Origin of the sequence: Burkholderia sp. LK4, assembly GCF_001043615.1 — a bacterium.
GTDB lineage: Bacteria > Pseudomonadota > Gammaproteobacteria > Burkholderiales > Burkholderiaceae > Burkholderia > Burkholderia cepacia.
Map to the genome: position 1 here is coordinate 108,794 of NZ_LDUL01000009.1, position 17,004 is coordinate 125,797.

The 17,004-nt window shown below is 67.3% G+C and carries 16 protein-coding genes; 7 read left to right on the forward strand and 9 right to left on the reverse strand.

What is annotated here, in order from left to right; all coding sequences use genetic code 11:
* The first annotated feature begins 21 nt into the window (after positions 1-21).
* On the forward strand, positions 22-1,161 hold the full coding sequence (locus tag VK92_RS04615) for a branched-chain amino acid ABC transporter substrate-binding protein (protein ID WP_027788703.1): 1,140 nt from the start codon (positions 22-24) through the stop codon (positions 1,159-1,161).
* Between the two features lie 206 nt (positions 1,162-1,367).
* Here the strand turns inward: VK92_RS04615 and VK92_RS04620 are convergent, their stop codons facing one another.
* The 6 genes from VK92_RS04620 to VK92_RS04640 form a co-directional block, all read right to left on the reverse strand.
* The gene (locus VK92_RS04620; RefSeq protein ID WP_048028327.1) at positions 1,368-1,775 is read right to left on the reverse strand and encodes a hypothetical protein; all 408 of its coding nucleotides are present in this window, start codon (positions 1,773-1,775) and stop codon (positions 1,368-1,370) included.
* On the reverse strand, positions 1,768-2,436 hold the full coding sequence (locus VK92_RS39455; RefSeq protein WP_082160931.1) for a M35 family metallo-endopeptidase: 669 nt from the start codon (positions 2,434-2,436) through the stop codon (positions 1,768-1,770). The genes VK92_RS04620 and VK92_RS39455 overlap by 8 nt, the downstream gene beginning before the upstream one ends.
* 4 nt (positions 2,437-2,440) lie before the next feature.
* Entirely contained in the window at positions 2,441-2,986 is a 546-nt protein-coding gene (locus tag VK92_RS04625; protein ID WP_081057204.1) for a hypothetical protein, read from the reverse strand.
* Positions 2,987-2,996: 10 nt separating this feature from the next.
* Entirely contained in the window at positions 2,997-3,656 is a 660-nt protein-coding gene (locus tag VK92_RS04630; protein WP_048026159.1) for a PAAR domain-containing protein, read from the reverse strand.
* Between the two features lie 251 nt (positions 3,657-3,907).
* The gene (locus VK92_RS04635; RefSeq protein ID WP_048026160.1) at positions 3,908-5,419 is read right to left on the reverse strand and encodes a class I adenylate-forming enzyme family protein; all 1,512 of its coding nucleotides are present in this window, start codon (positions 5,417-5,419) and stop codon (positions 3,908-3,910) included.
* A 68-nt stretch (positions 5,420-5,487) separates the two neighbouring features.
* Complete coding sequence (locus VK92_RS04640) at positions 5,488-7,140, reverse strand: acyl-CoA dehydrogenase family protein (RefSeq protein WP_048026162.1); 1,653 nt, start codon at positions 7,138-7,140, stop codon at positions 5,488-5,490.
* 121 nt (positions 7,141-7,261) lie between these two features.
* Here VK92_RS04640 and VK92_RS04645 point away from each other — a divergent pair, with 121 nt between their 5' ends.
* The 4 genes from VK92_RS04645 (at position 7,262) to VK92_RS04660 (ending at position 11,603) form a co-directional block, all read left to right on the forward strand.
* The gene (locus VK92_RS04645) at positions 7,262-7,930 is read left to right on the forward strand and encodes a TetR/AcrR family transcriptional regulator (protein WP_048026163.1); all 669 of its coding nucleotides are present in this window, start codon (positions 7,262-7,264) and stop codon (positions 7,928-7,930) included.
* A gap of 210 nt (positions 7,931-8,140) precedes the next feature.
* Positions 8,141-9,295 carry a pyridoxal phosphate-dependent aminotransferase gene (locus VK92_RS04650; protein ID WP_021164078.1) on the forward strand — a complete coding sequence of 385 codons (1,155 nt, stop codon included), beginning with the start codon at positions 8,141-8,143 and terminating at the stop codon, positions 9,293-9,295.
* A gap of 73 nt (positions 9,296-9,368) precedes the next feature.
* Entirely contained in the window at positions 9,369-10,157 is a 789-nt protein-coding gene (locus VK92_RS04655) for an ABC transporter substrate-binding protein (protein ID WP_048026164.1), read from the forward strand.
* Positions 10,158-10,172: 15 nt separating this feature from the next.
* Positions 10,173-11,603 carry an FAD-binding oxidoreductase gene (locus VK92_RS04660; protein WP_048026165.1) on the forward strand — a complete coding sequence of 477 codons (1,431 nt, stop codon included), beginning with the start codon at positions 10,173-10,175 and terminating at the stop codon, positions 11,601-11,603.
* A gap of 45 nt (positions 11,604-11,648) precedes the next feature.
* On the opposite strand, the gene VK92_RS04665 is transcribed toward VK92_RS04660, so the two are convergent.
* Positions 11,649-12,221: a PadR family transcriptional regulator gene (locus VK92_RS04665; protein WP_021164267.1), complete on the reverse strand. Its 573-nt coding sequence runs from the start codon at positions 12,219-12,221 to the stop codon at positions 11,649-11,651.
* Positions 12,222-12,289: 68 nt separating this feature from the next.
* On the reverse strand, positions 12,290-12,721 hold the full coding sequence (gene cadR, locus VK92_RS04670) for a Cd(II)/Pb(II)-responsive transcriptional regulator (RefSeq protein ID WP_014895515.1): 432 nt from the start codon (positions 12,719-12,721) through the stop codon (positions 12,290-12,292).
* 91 nt (positions 12,722-12,812) lie between these two features.
* Here cadR and VK92_RS04675 point away from each other — a divergent pair, with 91 nt between their 5' ends.
* Positions 12,813-15,377: a heavy metal translocating P-type ATPase gene (locus VK92_RS04675; RefSeq protein WP_048026168.1), complete on the forward strand. Its 2,565-nt coding sequence runs from the start codon at positions 12,813-12,815 to the stop codon at positions 15,375-15,377.
* Positions 15,378-15,387: 10 nt separating this feature from the next.
* The gene (locus VK92_RS04680) at positions 15,388-15,768 is read left to right on the forward strand and encodes a zinc ribbon domain-containing protein (protein ID WP_048026170.1); all 381 of its coding nucleotides are present in this window, start codon (positions 15,388-15,390) and stop codon (positions 15,766-15,768) included.
* Between the two features lie 138 nt (positions 15,769-15,906).
* Here VK92_RS04680 and VK92_RS04685 read toward each other — a convergent pair whose 3' ends face one another.
* Positions 15,907-16,785: an AraC family transcriptional regulator gene (locus tag VK92_RS04685; protein ID WP_048026171.1), complete on the reverse strand. Its 879-nt coding sequence runs from the start codon at positions 16,783-16,785 to the stop codon at positions 15,907-15,909.
* Positions 16,786-17,004: the final 219 nt, after the last annotated feature.

Sequence of the window (17,004 nt, forward strand, 5' to 3'; positions counted from 1 at the left end):
CCCTGGTACCAAGGAGATGCTATGCAACACACGATGAAAAAGGTGGCAGGCGCGACGTTCGTCGCGGTCATGTCGCTGGCGGGGACGGCCCATGCGGATGACGTGAAGATCGGTTACGCAGGGCCGATGACGGGCGCGCAGGCGCACTACGGCAAGGATATGCAGAACGGGATCGTGCTCGCGATCGAGGATTTCAACGCGACGAGCCCGAAGATCGGCGGCAAGCCGGTGAAGTTCGCACTCGACACGCAGGACGACCAAGCTGACCCGCGCACCGGCACGACGGTCGCGCAGAAGCTCGTCGACGACGGCATCAAGGGCATGCTCGGCCACTTCAACTCGGGCACGACGATTCCGGCCTCGCGCATCTACGCGAACGCGGGCATTCCGCAGATCGCGATGGCGACCGCACCGGAATACACGCAGCAGGGTTACAAGACGACCTTCCGCATGATGACGTCCGACACGCAGCAGGGCTCGGTGGCCGGCACGTTCGCGTCGAAGGATCTCGGCATGAAGAAGATCGCGATCGTCGACGACCGCACGGCCTACGGCCAGGGTCTCGCCGACCAGTTCGAGAAGGCCGCGAAGGCCGGCGGCGCGACGATCGTCGACCGTGAATTCACGAACGACAAGGCGGTGGACTTCAAGGCGATCCTGACCAAGCTGAAGGCGGCGAAGCCGGATCTCGTCTACTACGGCGGCGCGGATTCGCAGGCTGCACCAATGGTCAAGCAGATGAAGACGCTCGGCATCACCGCCCCGCTGATGAGCGGCGAAATGGTGAAGACGCCGACGTTCCTGAAGATCGCGGGCAACGCGGCCGACGGCACGATCGCTTCGCTGGCAGGCCTGCCGCTCGAAGAAATGCCGGGCGGCAAGACGTACGCCGACAAGTACAAGAAGCGCTTCGGCGAAGACGTGCAGACCTACTCGCCGTATGCGTACGACGGCGCGATGGCGCTGTTCAACGCGATGAAGAAGGCCGATTCGACCGATCCGGCGAAGTACCTGCCGGTGCTCGCGAAGACCGACATGGCCGGCGTGACGTCGACGCACGTCGCGTATGACGCGAAGGGCGACCTGAAGAACGGCGGCATCACGATGTACAAGGTCGAGAAGGGCGAGTGGAAGCCGCTGAAGAGCATCGGCGGCAAGTAAGCAGCCTGATGTGACGCGCGGGCGGCGTTGCAATGCGTCGTCCCGCTCCTCGTGCGAAAAAGCCACCTGGCCGTCGGGCCGGGTGGCTTTTTCTTTGGTGGGACACACCCGACAGGGCATAGGGATGTTGCAGGCAGTGGTGCGGCAGGGTCGCCGCATGTGTACGTAGATACCGCATCGCCGTGATCGGCGGCAGCATGACGTTACTAGCCGTCGCAGCACTTGTTAGGGCAATCGGGCAGGAAGGAAATTTCCACACGTCGCCCATTTTCCACGTCGCCATGCGAATAGACGCGGGCGCTCTTCTTGATGGTTCCGCGCAAAAAGCCGAGTTGCTCCAACAGCGCATACGCGACTTGCAATCTTGATTGCGCAAGGGCCAGTGCTCCCGGCTCACTTTCCTCGGCATGGCCGCTGATCAGTGTTGTCTCTTTGGTCAGGTGATTTGCGTAATTGAGCCTTTGGTCGGCTGTCCATTTTGCAATGCGGACGATCTCTGCATTTGATAGGTGCGAGCTGTCTCTCGAAAAGTAGATGTCGAAGTTCTCGCTGGCGATGCATGCGAATACCGGATTGGAGACGAGAAGGCTTAGGGCAAGAATAAATTTAAGCATTGTAAATGACGTATCCTGCAATGCTGTCGGCATTGTTGATTGCTTGATTCGGGTTTTCGGCTCCAAACGTCAAACACTCCTCCATGAAATATCTGTGATCCCGGGTTCCCATTGTGTCGTCGAAATGACTCGCCTCATGAATCAGGGTGGAAACTACGGAATCTTTTTCCCATGAGAAGTCTCGCATTGTACAAAAATCGGGATGTATTGCGATCGTATGGGTTGCGGTATCCGGCGAACACACTGATGCCGCGACTCCCGATTTGTTCGGATTTGGAACGCATCCAATATGTTTGAATCGATCGCTATCCCATCGCGTGAAATTGTATCCGGTGAGTGCCTTTAGTACGCGGACGTTTGCAGTCAGACCTGTTAATAGCGTTATGCGAGTGCCTTCATCATTTCTGCCGAACCACTGTAATACGCGTGCCTTATCAGTGTTGGACCAGCGCTGCAGATCCTTGATTCTTTTGTCGACGAGAAAAACGGCTCGATCGCGTTTGCTCAATACCATTTCCCGGAATTCCTTGTTTGTCATGTTGTGACATATTCTTTCGGTATTGATCGTTACTTCCACCGTCGACCCAGGATTGGTATTGGTGACGGCGCCTGAGTGTACGAGGAACCATTCTCCGCCGTCATTCGCATCAAAATTTTTCATTGCTTCAATGTTCCGTCGTATAGATTTTCAGAGTTGCCGAGGCGTCGGTGGCGATTCGATGTGTTTGCCCGGCCGTGTCCGTGGTGCCCGTGAAAATCTGCCCGGTGTCGGTAACGATTCGGTAGCGAATGTTCGCGAGCGGGCGGCGGGAGTCATCGAGCAAGGTGAATTGCTCGTCGTGTACGACAGCCGATCGAGCAAACGACCGCTCGGCTGCATCAGGTTGGTGCCCATTCAGCGTTGCAGTCTCTCCCGCAGTAAAAATCATCCGCATGCCGCGCTCAGCGTGGAAGATCGGCGGTGGGTTGCATCCGCAGACATTGATATCCCCGCTCAATGCCCACTGTTTGCCGTTCGGACCGGTACCTGGCCAGCGCGGACCTTGCGGTGCGATGTACCCTTCACGCTTGCAGGCAGAACAGTAGGTCTTCATATCCAGCGTGGCGATATGAACCCTCGGCGGCGGATTGGAGCAGGTCACGGTGTCGAGGCCTTCGACAATCACCGCTTCCCCGGCGCGGTCGCCTTTGGCAAGAAAGTAGCGGATCATGGACGCTACCTCAGCGGGGCATGGACGAGCGGGTGACGACGCGAAATACAACGGATGAAGCTACGCCTTGTCGCTCGGGACTATCGGTGATCATGTCGCCGTTATCGAGTTCGCTGCCAACGAATGCGAGCGGTGCGAAGTCGGGCCTGTCGACCAAACCCAGACCGCTCGTCACGCGCGCGGTTGAACCGTCCGGATAGTGGATCAGGTCGCCCACCGTGGCAGCCCTGCCCAAGTGCGGCGCTACTTCCCATGTGCCGGACGGCTCGCGCAATGCGCCGCCGCGCGCGGTTGTTGCGCCACGTACCGCCAATCTGTAGGCGGGCGGCGCGGGCGGCGGCACATAGGTCGGATCGAACAGGCCCGCAGCGCTTTGCCCATCCCGCACGTGCATGCCCCATGAGGTGCGCAGCGTTTCGGTAATGCGGTCACCGTTGCTCAATCGGCTGCCGACCAACGCGAACGGTTTGCCTCCGCTGTGGTTGTTTCCCGCGCCGTCGACAATCGCGGCCTCGCTGCCGTCGTCATAGGTCACTACGTCGCCGACGCAGGCGACTTCTAGTCCAGCCAGGGTCAGGCCGCTGGTTGCGGTGGTGACGCGTCCGCCGCGTTCCGTGAGCGCACCAACAGTGGCGAAAAGATAGGTCGGTGCTTTGAGTTCGTCTTTCATCCGGCTTCCCTGTCTCAGTAAATGGAATGGCTGCCTAGAGACGCTATTCCAGATGGGAAACGTCGAACAATCGGACGAATATGATTCAGGGTTGCTAACTTCTACTACTTGTTCCGTTCTGCCTTTTGCATTGACCGCACGTGCGCGAGTGCGTTGGTCAGGTGACGTGGATAAGGAGTGATGTCGTATCTCGCTTTGCGGTTCGCAAGGGGAATATGAGTACGTGAGTGCGCTGGTGCACTCGTGGATACTTAGTCTTCGCGACGCACACGCAGCAGGAACTTCTGCAGCTTGCCCGTAGGCGTGCGCGGCAGCGCCTGCACGAACGTGAACTCACGCGGAATCTTGTACGCGGCGAGCCGCTCGCCGCAGAACGCGCGCAGCGCGTCCGCGTCGGGCACCGTGCCCGCGCGCGGCACGACGTGCGCGACGACCGTCTCGCCCCAGTCGGGATGCGGGACACCGACGACGGCCGCCTCGGCGATGTCCGGGTGCGCGCCGAGCACGTCCTCCACTTCCTTCGAATAGACGTTCTCGCCGCCCGTCACGATCATGTCCTTCAGCCGGTCGACGATGAACAGGTAGCCATCCTGATCGATCCGCGCGATGTCGCCGGTGCGATACCAGCCGTGCGGCGCGAACGCGGCGCGGGTCGCGGCCGCATCGTCGAGATAGCCGAGCATCATGCTGTCGGTCTTCAGCCAGATCTCGCCGGTCTCGCCCGGCTGCGCGTCGATGCCGTCCATCCGCACGACGCGCAGGTCGACGCCCGGGCCGCCGTGGCGGCCGATCGAACCGGCCTTCGCGATCTGCTCGTCCGGATACAGCGTCGTGCCGGCCGGGCCCGCTTCCGTCATGCCGTACACCTGGAAGAACGCGTCGCTGCGATACGCGCGCGCGAGCCGTTCGGCCTGCGCGGCGCCGATCGGGCCGCCGCCGTACAGCCATGCGCGCACGCTCGACAGGTCGAACGCCGCGAAACCGTCGATCGTGTCGAGCGGCAGCAGGTACGACACCGGCGCGCCGAAATACAGCGTCACGCGCTCGCGCTCGACGGTCTGCAGGAACCGCAGCGGATGGTATTCGCGCAGCAGCACGACGGTGCCGCCCGCATACAGCGTGCCGCCGAACCAGTTGTTGAGCGGCGACGAATGCCAGATCGGCATCGCCATCAGCGTGCGCTCGTTGCGGCCGATGCCGGTCGCGAGGGCCGCCTGCATCGCGGCGAGCGTCACGGTGCGGTGGCTGTGCACGCAGCCTTTCGGGTGGCCGGTCGTGCCGGACGTATAGAGGATCTGCGCGATGTCGCCGTCGGCCGGCTCGATGCCCGCGAGGCCGTCCATCGTCGCGCACAGCGTGTCGAAGCACGGCACGCCGTCGAGCTCGCCTTCGGTCACGAGCCGTCGCGCGGGATGCACGATGCGCTCGACCACCGGCGCGAGCGTCACGTCGAACAGCAGCGCCTTGCTGCGGCTGTGTTCGAGCACGTAGTCGACTTCCGGCGCCTGCAGCTTGTGGTTGATCGGCACGAACGTCGCGCCGAGCCGCCACGCGCCGAACATCAGGTCGACGAAGGCCGGCGTGTTGAAGCACATCGCGGCGACACGGTCGCCGGCCGCGACGCCGAGCGCGCTCAGCACGGCCGCCGCGCGGTGCGAGCGCTCGCGCGCGGCGGCATAGGTGATCGTCGCGGATTCGCTGACGAGGAACGGTTTGTCGGGCGTCGCGCGGGCGGCGCGGTCGAGGGCGGCGACGAGGTTCATCGGGGCTCCGGGCGGGCGAACGAAGGCGAACGGGGGCGAACGGGGAAACCGGGCTGGGCGAACGGGCGTCAGGCCGGGTACGCGCGCTGCAGCAGCGCGGCGACGTCGATCGCGTGCGGGTCGAAGCCGCCCGCGACGCGGCCCCAGTCGGGCGCGGCAAGCCGTGTCGCGACGAACGCGTCGGCGACGGCCGCCGGCGCGTCGCGGCGCAGCAGGCACGCCTGCGCGACGAGCGCGAGGCGCTGCGCGAACACGCGGCCCGACGCCTCGAGCGTGTCGGCCGGTGCGGCGAGCATCGCGCGCAGCGCGTCGAGCGCTGCGCGGATGCGCGGTTCGCCCGCGCCGAGATCGGCGAGTTCGGTGAACAGCGCGGCGGCCGCGTCGGGCTCGCGCGACACCGCGCGCAGCACGTCGAGGCACATCACGTTGCCCGAACCTTCCCAGATCGAGTTGACGGGCGCCTCGCGGAACAGCCGCGCGATCGGGCCGTCGTCGACATAGCCGTTGCCGCCGAACACTTCCATCACCTCGCCGGTCAGCTCGACCGCGCGCTTGCACACCCAGAATTTCGCGGCGGGCGTGACGATGCGCTTCCAGGCGCGTTCGCGCGGCGAGTCGTCGCGCTCGAACGCGTCGGCCAGGCGCATCGCCAGCACGAGCGCGGCTTCGCTTTCGAGCGCGAGATCGGCCAGCACGGTGCGCATCAGCGGCTGTTCGGCGAGCGCGCGGCCGAATGCATGGCGCTGGCGCGTGTACGCGATCGCCTGTACGACGCCCTGGCGCAGCATCGCCGCACTGCCGAGCACGCAGTTCAGCCGCGTGTAGGTGGCCATCTCGATGATGGTCGGAATGCCGCGGCCTTCGTCGCCGAGCATGATGCCCCACGCGTCGTTCAGCTCGATCTCGCTGCTCGAGTTGCTGCGGTTGCCGACCTTGTCCTTCAGCCGCTGGATCTCGACCGCGTTCTTCGTGCCGTCCGGCCGCCAGCGCGGCACGTAGAAGCACGACGGACCGCCGCCTTCGGTCTGCGCGACGACGAGGTGCGCGTCGCACATCGGCGCGGAGAAGAACCACTTGTGGCCGCGCAGCCGGTATTCGCCGCCGCGCCCGCCCGCGCCGACGGCGGTCGCGAGCGTCGTGTTCGCGCGCACGTCGGAGCCGCCCTGTTTCTCGGTCATGCCCATGCCGAACCAGATCGAGCGCTTGTCGGCGACCGGCACGTCGCGCGGATCGTAGTCGTCGCTGTAGAGCGTGTCGCGCAGCAGCGCCCACAGCGCGGGCTCCTTCTGCAGCACGGGGATCGCGGCCTGCGTCATCGTCGCCGGGCACAGCGTGCCGGCCTCGATCTGGCCATGCAGGTAGAAGCCGGCCGCGGTCGCGGCCCAGCGGCCGCGGCGCGACTCGCGGAACGCGAGCGACACGAAGCCTTCGTGGCGGTACCGGCCGAGCAGCGCGTGCCACGCCGGGTGAAAGTCGACGCGGTCGATGCGCCGGCCGCGCCGGTCGAACGTGTTCAGTTCCGGCGTGTGACGGTTCGCTTCGTCGGCAAGCCGCGCGGTATCGGCGCTGCCGAGCCACGCGCCGTATGTGTCGAGTTGCGGCACGGCCCAGTCGGCGCCCGCGCGGGTGAGCGCGTCGCGCAGCGCGATGTCCGTCGTGAAGAGGTTATAGTCGACCAGTTCGTCGAACTGGTTCGTGACGGCGTGAGTCGATTCGGTCATCGAGGTTGTCTCCGGTCTCATGCTTCGCGGGCGGCCGGCGTCATGCCGCATGGATGACGCTTCGGCGCCGGTTCCGGCCCCCGGTAAAACGCATGCCCTGCTGATTTCCAGAGTAGCAAATATGCCGCCGCGACATGTTCAGGTTCCGGCGCCGCCTGGCCAGCCGGCGGCGCAACCCGCGCCCGCGTTGCGCCGCCGGCCGCGCCAGTCGCGCGCGCAGGCGAGTTCCGACGCGCTGCAGCAGGCGTTCGTTCAGCTTTTGCTCGAACGCGGCTACGCGAAAGCGACGATCCGCGAGATCGCGGCCGTCGCGGGCGTCAGCATCGGCACCTTCTACGAGTATTTCGGCGACAAGCAGAGCCTCGCGGCGCTCTGCATCCATCGGCACGTGCAGGCGCTGGCCGACCGGCTGCGCGACGCGGTGGCGCGGCTGCGCGGTGCGCCGCGGGCCGAACTTGCCGCCGCGCTGGTCGACCTGCAGGTCGGCGCGATCGGCGCCGACGCGGCGCTGTGGGGCGCGCTCTTCGCGCTGGAGCGGCAGGTGTCGCCGCTCGCCGCCTACCGCCGGCATTACGATGCGTACGTCGCGCTGTGGCGCGACGCGCTCGCGCACGCCGCCGATCCGCCGCCGGCCGCGCGGCTCGACGGGATCGCGCGGATGGCGCACACGCTCTGCTACGGCGGGCTCTCGCAGGCGCTGCTGACGCTCGGGCCCGCGTTCGACATCGCCGCGCTGCGCGATGAACTGCGGGCCGTGCTGCTCGCCTATCTGGCGGCGGCCGGCCGATAGCATCCCGTTAGGGAAATGCCTGATTCGCATGTCGGCCGGGCAGGCGAGCCTTGCCGCCGAGTGCTTCTCTCCATGGGCCATGAGAAAAATACATGGCCGCCATGACGAACTTTCGTTTGTCCGCCGATATTGGCTCGGGCTAAATCATGCGGCAGATGCAGGCCGCGCGCGTCGCGCGGGGCCGCCCGAAGGACATCAGAAGGAGGAGTCATGCGAAGCGCCACCGCGCCCCGTTCGAAACTGCCCGACGTCGGGACGACGATCTTCACGGTGATCGGCCAGCTGGCCGCCCGGCACGACGCGCTGAACCTGTCGCAGGGGGCGCCGAATTTCGCGCCCGATCCCGCGCTCGTCGAAGGCGTCGCGCGCGCGATGCGCGACGGGCACAACCAGTACGCACCGATGGCCGGCGTGATGGCGCTGCGCGAGCGGCTCGCGGAAAAGACCGAGGCGCTGTACGGCGCGCGCTACGACCCGGCCACCGAGATCACGGTGATCGCGAGTGCGAGCGAGGGGCTGTACGCGGCGATCAGCGCGCTCGTGCATCCGGGCGACGAGGTGATCTACTTCGAGCCGTCGTTCGACAGCTATGCGCCGATCGTGCGGCTGCAGGGCGCGACGCCTGTCGCGATCAAGCTGTCGCCGGAGCACTTCCGCGTGAACTGGGATGAAGTGGCGGCCGCGATCACGCCGCGCACGCGGATGATCATCGTCAACACGCCGCACAACCCGACCGCGACCGTGTTCTCGGCCGACGATCTCGAGCGGCTCGCGCAGCTCACGCGCGACACGGGCATCGTCGTGCTGTCCGACGAGGTCTACGAGCACGTCGTGTTCGACGGCGCGCAGCACCAGAGCGTCGCGCGCCACCGCGAGCTGGCCGAGCGCAGCGTGATCGTGTCGTCGTTCGGCAAGTCGTTCCACGTAACGGGCTGGCGGGTCGGCCATTGCCTCGCGCCGGCCGAACTGATGGACGAGATCCGCAAGGTGCACCAGTTCATGGTGTTCTCGGCCGATACGCCGATGCAGTTCGCGTTCGCGGAGATCCTCGCGCGGCCGGACAGTTATCTCGGCCTGTCGGCGTTCTACGAGGCCAAGCGCGACCTGCTCGCGCGCGAGCTGGCCGATTCGCGTTTCGAGCTGCTGCCGAGCGAGGGCTCGTTCTTCATGCTCGCGCGTTTCCGGCACTTCTCGGACGAAAGCGACAGCGATTTCGTGCTGCGCCTGATCCGCGACGCGCGCGTCGCGACGATTCCGCTGTCGGCGTTCTACACCGACGGCACCGACGCCGGCGTGATCCGGCTCAGCTTTTCGAAGGACGACGCGACGCTGGTCGAAGGCGCGCGGCGGCTGCGTTCGCTGTAACCCCCCCGTACGGCAACCCGCCACGGGCATCCGGCGACGGGTACGTCGCATCGACCAGACACAGGAGATCACGATGAAGCACACGGCCACCCTGAAACTCGCGTTCGCACTCGCGTGCGCCATCGGTTCCGGCGCGGCGCTCGCCGATGCGCAGACGCTGCGCTTCGGCCTCGAGGCGCAATACCCGCCGTTCGAATCGAAAGCGCCGAACGGCGACCTGCAGGGCTTCGACATCGACGTCGGCAACGCCGTCTGCCAGACGGCGAAGCTGTCGTGCAAATGGGTCGAGACGTCGTTCGACGGCCTGATTCCCGCGCTGAAGGGCCGCAAGTTCGACGCGATCAACTCGGCGATGAATGCGACCGAGCAGCGGCGCCAGGCGATCGACTTCACGACGATCATCTATCGCGTGCCGACCCAGCTGATCGCGCGCACCGGCAGCGGCCTGCTGCCGACGCCGGAATCGCTGAAGGGCAAGCGGGTCGGCGTGCTGCAGGCGTCGATCCAGGAAACCTTCGCGAAGGCGCACTGGGAGCCGGCCGGCGTCGCGGTCGTCGCGTACCAGGACCAGAACCAGGCGTATGCGGATCTGGTCGCGGGCCGTCTCGACGCGACGCTCGTGCTCGCGCCGTCCGGCCAGCGCGGCTTCCTGTCGCGTCCGGACGGCAACGGTTTTTCGTTCGTCGGCCAGCCCGTGCACGACGACCGGATCCTCGGCAGCGGCATCGCCTTCGGGCTGCGCAAGGGCGACAGCGCGCTGAAGGCGAAACTCGATGCGGCGATCGACAAGCTGAAGGCGGACGGCACGGTGAAGTCGCTCGGCCTGAAGTATTTCGGCGATATCGACATTTCGGCGAAATAAGCGGGGCAGCGCGCGATGCAGAACCGGAACACGACCGCCGCGGGCGGCGAACCGGCGGGCGCGCCGCTGTCGGGTGACGCGCTCGAAGCCGCGCTCGTCGCCGAACTGGGCGATGCGCTCGTCACGCGCGCGGCCGACATCGATCCGCGTTATTTCACCGCCTACAACGAGCCGGCCGGCGCGCGGCCGCGCGCGCTGGTTCGCCCGCGCAGTGTCGACGACGTGTCGCGCACGCTCGCGCTGTGCGCGCGGCTCGGCCAGACGGTCGTGCCGCAGGGGGGCCTGACGGGGCTCGCGCGCGGCGCGGTCGCGCTCGGCGGCGAGGTCGTGCTGTCGATGGAACGCTTCACGGGCGTCGACGCGCTCGACGCGGCGGCCGGCACGATGACCGTGCGCGCCGGGACGCCGCTGCAGACGGTGCAGGAAGCCGCGGAAGCGGCGGGTTTCACGTTCGGTGTCGATCTCGGCGCACGCGGCTCGTGCCAGATCGGCGGGATGCTCGCGACCAACGCGGGCGGCACGCGCGCGATCCGCTACGGGATGATGCGCGAGCAGGTGCTCGGGCTCGAGGCCGTGCTCGCGGACGGCACGGTCGTGTCGTCGATGAACCGGATGCTGAAGAACAACGCGGGCTACGACCTGAAGCAGCTGTTCATCGGCAGCGAGGGGACGCTCGGCGTCGTCACGCGTGCGGTGCTGCGGCTGCATCCGTTGCTCGCCGCGCCGGCCACGGCGCTCTGCCGCGTGCGCGACTACGACGCGGTCATCGCGCTGTGGAATCGCGTGCGCACGCTGCCGGAGGTCGTCAGTTTCGAGGCGATGTGGCCGGCGTTCTACGACTTCGTTGCGCGCCACACGCCGGGCGTCTCGGCGCCGTTTGTCGGCGACGACGGCTTCGCGGTGCTGATCGAATGCGCGACGAGCGCACCGGGCGGCGATGCGCACCAGGCGCTGGAAACCGGCCTCGCGGCCGGGATCGAGGCCGGGCTCGTGGAGGATGCGGTGCTCGCGACGTCGGAGCGGCAGGCGCGGGACTTGTGGACGCTGCGCGAAGGCCTCGCGATCGACGCGCTGCCGCATCTGGTCAACTTCGACGTGAGTTTGCCGACCGGCGAGCTCGGCGTGTTCGCCGAACGCTGCGAAGCGGCGCTGCGCATGCAATGGCCGGATGCCGTGTGCCTGTTCTTCGGGCACGTCGGCGACGGCAACGTGCATATCGGCGTGTCGCTGGCCGGGATGAGCGATGCGGACGCCGATGCGCTCGATCACTGCGTGTACGCGGTGGTGAGGGACATGGGCGGCTCGGTGTCGGCCGAGCACGGGATCGGCGTGCTCAAGCGGCCCTATCTCGCGCACACGCGCAGCGACGCGGAAATCGGGCTGATGCGACGCCTGAAGGCCGCGCTCGATCCGGGCGGCATCCTGAATCCCGGCAAGGTGCTTTGACGGCGGCGTTGCCTGCGGCCGCCGGCCGCCCGCCTGCGCGATTCGTCAGCCGTCCACCCAGCGCAGCGCGCCGATCTTCAGGTGTTCGACGACGCTGCGCGCCCATCCGAGCTCGGCATTGAGCAGCACGAGCGCATGTTCGTTCTGCAGCAGGAACAGGCGCGGCACCTGGTCGGCCTGCGCGGCGTTGCGCAGCGTTTCGAGGCGCTCGCGCTCGGCGTCGAGCCGGGCGATCCGAAGCTCGAGCTGGTGGCGGGCATCTTCGGCGTCGAGCAGCGGCAGGAAGGCGAGGCCGGCGCCGAACGCCGGGAATTCGCGCGCGGGCTCCGCGAGCAGCGCATGCAGCCACGCCTGCCCGGCCGTGTGCCCGGCCTCGGTCAGCGCATACAGCGTGCGCTCGGGAAACGCGCCATCGCGCTCGGTGTCGTGAACGGCGATCAGCCCGTCGCGCAGCAGCCGGTCGATCGTCTGGTAGAGGCTCGTGCGCTGCCGGACGTTGACGACTTCGTCGTACCCGCGGGCCTTCAGTTGCTGCAGCATCCCGTACGGATGCATCGGCGTTTCGGTGAGCGTCGCGAGGACGGCCAGCGCGAGCGGGGACGGGCGACTAGCGGACATGAATAGTTATCGTATATCTAGTAAGAATATAACTATTCTCGATGAAACTATCATATTTCACAAGGGTTTCAGCCGAGGTGCGAGCGCTTCGCGGCCGGTGCGACGGTTTCCATCGTCGCGAGACCGTGCACGATGCCGCAATCCTCGACCGAATGCTCGCCGACGCACTGCCGCCGCAATTCGGTGAGCTGGTCGCGCAGATGCGTGAGTTCCGCGAGGCGCGCATCGACGTGGCCGATGTGCTCGTCGAGCAGCGCATTGATCGAATCGCAGGGATCGGCCGGCGTGTCGGTGAGCTGCAGCAGCGCGCGGATTTCGTCGTGGGCCATGTCGAGTGCGCGGCAGTTGCGGATGAAGCGCAGCCGTTCGACATGCACGTCGGTGTAGTTGCGGTAGTTCGAGTCGGTGCGCTCCGCATCCGGCATCAGCCCCTCTTTTTCGTAGAAACGGATCGTCTCGGGTGTGCAGCGGGCCGCCTTGGCCAGTTCGCCGATCTTCATGTCTTTCTCCCGTGCAAGGGTTGACCTTGTAGTGGCTTCAGGGTGTTAACTCTACTCCGTCAAGCCATTGAAAGCCATTGAGGAGGTTGTCATGACCGATGCCCAGCGTACCCACGACCCACGACACCGTCATGCCGGCGGCGCCGATGCGTGCTGCGCCGATTCGCGCGACACGCAGACGGCGACCGTTGCCGACGCGGTGCCCGCGGCCGGCGAGCGCGCGCACGGCCACGACCATGATCACGGCGATCACGGCGATCACGGCGATCACGGCGATCACGGCGACGCGCATCGGCACGGCGCGGCGTGCACGCATGACCACGGCGCGCACGACCATTCGGGTCATGGCCACGATCATGCGGAAGGCAACGGCCATGTACACGGCGACGCGTGCTCTGACGACCACGGCAAGCACGACCATGCCGACCACGACCACGACCACGCGGCCGGCGACTGCTGCGCGCCTGCCGCGCTGACGCTCGCGCCGCTGCCGGTCGCGCAGGCGACCGCGTCGGGCCACGTGCGCTCCGCGTTCCGGATCATGCAGATGGACTGCCCGACCGAGGAAACGCTGATCCGCAAGAAGCTCGGCGGGATGCAGCAGGTCTCGGCGCTCGAATTCAACCTGATGCAGCGGATGCTGAGCGTCGAGCACGTGCCCGGTGCGCAGCCGGCGATCGAAAGCGCGATCCGCTCGCTCGGCATGACGCCGGAAGCCGCGTCGGCCGACGCACCGGCAGCGCCCGCCGCGCCGCCGCCCGCGAAGCCGTGGTGGCCGCTGGCGCTGGCCGGCGTCGCCGCGATCGCATCCGAGGGCGCGACGTGGGCCGGGTTGCCGGTGTGGCTCGCGGCCGCGCTCGCGCTCGCCGCGGTACTCGCGTGCGGGCTCACCACGTACAAGAAGGGCTGGATCGCGATCCGCAACGGCAACCTGAACATCAACGCGCTGATGAGCATCGCGGTGACGGGGGCGATGGCGATCGGCCAGTGGCCCGAAGCCGCGATGGTGATGGTGCTGTTCACGATTGCCGAGCTGATCGAGGCGAAGTCGCTCGACCGCGCGCGCAATGCGATCCAGGGCCTGATGCAGCTCGCGCCGGACACCGCGACCGTGCAGGACGCCGACGGCTCGTGGCGCACGATCGAGGCCGCGCAGGTGGCGCTCGGCGCGGTCGTGCGCGTGAAGCCGGGCGAGCGGATCGGGCTGGACGGCGAGGTCGTCGCCGGCCGCTCGACGGTGAACCAGGCGCCGATCACCGGCGAGAGCCTGCCCGTCGAAAAGGCGACCGGCGACGCCGTGTACGCGGGCACGATCAACGAATCGGGGTCGTTCGAATACCGCGTGACGGCGGTGGCGGCCAACTCGACGCTCGCGCGGATCATCCACGCGGTCGAGGAGGCGCAGGGCGCGAAGGCGCCGACGCAGCGCTTCGTCGACCAGTTCGCGCGCGTCTACACGCCGATCGTGTTCGCGGTCGCGCTGCTGGTGGCGGTGGTGCCGCCGCTCGTGATGGGCGGTGCGTGGCACGACTGGATCTACCGTGCGCTGGTGCTGCTCGTGATCGCGTGCCCGTGCGCGCTGGTGATCTCGACACCGGTGACGATCGTGTCGGGGCTCGCGGCCGCGGCGCGACGCGGGATTCTCGTGAAGGGCGGCGTCTATCTGGAAGAAGGGCGCAAGCTCGCCTGGCTCGCGCTCGACAAGACCGGCACGATCACGCACGGCAAGCCGGTGCAGACCGACTTCGACCTGCATGCGACCGATGCCGATGCGGTGCGGGTGCGGCACCTCGGTGCGAGCCTCGCGGCCCGCTCCGATCACCCGGTGTCGCAGGCGATCGCCGCCGCGGCCCGTGACGCCGGCACGACGGCCTTCGCCGATGTGCAGGACTTCGAAGCGATCGTCGGGCGCGGAGTGCGCGGCGCGATCGACGGCACGCGCTACTGGCTCGGCAACCACCGGCTCGTCGAGGAGCTCGAACGCTGCTCGACGGCGCTCGAAGCGAAGCTCGATGCGCTCGAGCGGCAGGGCAAGAGCGTCGTGGTGCTGGTCGACGAAGCGCGCGTGCTCGGCATCTTCGCGGTGGCCGACACGATCAAGGACACGAGCCGTGAAGCGATCGCCGATCTGCACGCGCTCGGCATCCGCACCGCGATGCTGACGGGCGACAACCCTCATACCGCGCAGGCGATCGCGAAGCAGGCCGGCATCGACGACGCGCGCGGCAACCAGTTGCCGGAAGACAAGCTCGCGGCGGTCGAGGAGCTGTCGGCCGACGGCGCGGGCGCGGTCGGGATGGTCGGCGACGGGATCAACGACGCACCGGCGCTCGCACGTGCCGACATCGGCTTCGCGATGGGGGCGATGGGCACCGATACGGCGATCGAGACGGCCGACGTCGCGCTGATGGACGACGACCTGCGCAAGATTCCCGCGTTCGTGCGGCTGTCGCGCGCGACGCATCGCGTCCTGGTGCAGAACATCGGCTTCGCGCTCGGCGTGAAGGTCGTGTTCCTCGGCCTCACGGTCGCGGGGCTCGGCACGATGTGGATGGCGGTCTTTGCCGACGCGGGCGCCAGCCTGATCGTCGTGGCCAACGGCTTGCGGCTGCTGTCGTCCTCCGGGGCGTTCGGCGGTACGCAGGCCACGCGTTGAGGAGCGGGCGATGAGCTTTCTGAAGCGAATCCTGGGCGGCCACGGCGGTGGCCATGGCGGCGGCCACGGCAATGGCGGCCACGGCGGCGGATGCGGGCATCACGGCGGGCAGCGCCGGGAGGCACACGGCGGCCACGATGCGCGCGGCCGCGATCGCCACGGCTGGGGCTGGCAGGCGCCGGCCGACACCAGTGGCGGGCGAGGCGGCCAGGGCGGCAACGTGCCGCTGAGCCAGCTCGCGTGCGCCGGCTGCGGCGCGCTCAATGGGGCCGATGCGCGCTTCTGCGCGCAGTGCGGCGCGGCGCAACGCGGCAAGGCCTGCAGCCGCTGCCATGCGGCGCTGGCGGCCGACGCGCGGTTCTGTCCCGGCTGCGGGACGCAGGCGGCTTGAAAAGGTCCGCGCGCTCGTGCCGGCTGCGCAAAAGCACCGGCCGGCGCACCAGCCTGCCCGATATCGTCCCGGGCCTGCTCGCGCCGGCAATATCGTCGCGGTCCGTCCAGATACACGGCTCCACGACGCACCCTTCGATCAGCGCAGCGGCAGGTAGATCTCGGTACGCAGGTCGGCCGGCGCCGCATCCATCGGCGTGTTGAGGTACAGCTCGAACGGCGGCGCGTCGGCGGCTTCGCGGCCCGAATGACGCAGCCAGTCGCCGTAGAGCCACTGGTAGGCCGTCTTCAGGTCCGCGTACGGCCCCGTGTGCAGCAGCACCGCGTATTCGCCGCCCGCGACCGTCGCGCGTTCGACCGGCGGCACGGGCTCGACGTCCGGCGCGCCGTCGGCCGGCATGAAACACGCCTTCGCGCGCAGCTGCGCTTCGGGCGTCGTGTCCGGATCGTCGTAGAAAATGCCGATCATCTTCGCGCCCGGGCCGATCAGCCCGTGCTGCCCGACCCAGGCGCCGATCCGCCCGAACGCGTCGCCGACCTTCATGTACGCGCCCGTGTGCGCCACCGCGTAGCCGCGCAGTTCCGGCAGCCGCCGGATTTCGACTTCATGCTTGAACATGTCTTCCTCTCCTCTCTGTAGTGGATAGATGGGCCGGTGGCTGCCCGTGCGCCGATGCTGCGCGGGCGGCACACCGTATGCGTCGCGAAACGCCCGCGCGAACGCGTGCGTCGAACCGTAGCCCGCGCGCCGCGCGATCTCGTCGATCGGCCGCGCCGTGCACACGAGATCCTCGGATGCGCGCACGATCCGCATCCGCCGCACCGTCAGCACGATCGATTCGCCGTACAGCGCGCGATAGACGCGCTGCCAGTGATACGGCGACAGGCACGCGACTTCGGCGAGCCGGTTCAGGTCGAGCGGGCCGTCGAGGTGCGCGCGGATGTATTCGTGGACGCGCGCCACGCTTGCCGCGTAGCGGGCCCAGGCAGGCTGGTCGGGTTTCGTTTCGACGGTCATCGGCGTATCCGGGCAGGAACCGACGCCACGGTAGCACGGTGCGAATTGATAAATCTTGCGGAAATACGCAGGCGCGCCGACCCGTCGGGCCCTTTTTCATTTTGACGAAATGGGGTCTTGCCCCTCTGCGATCTATGACTAAAGTTAAAGACGGTGAAATCGGGTGATCGCGTCATTTTTCTGGGGTAAGTTGCTCCGTCGGGGCAGCACGCGTTTCGA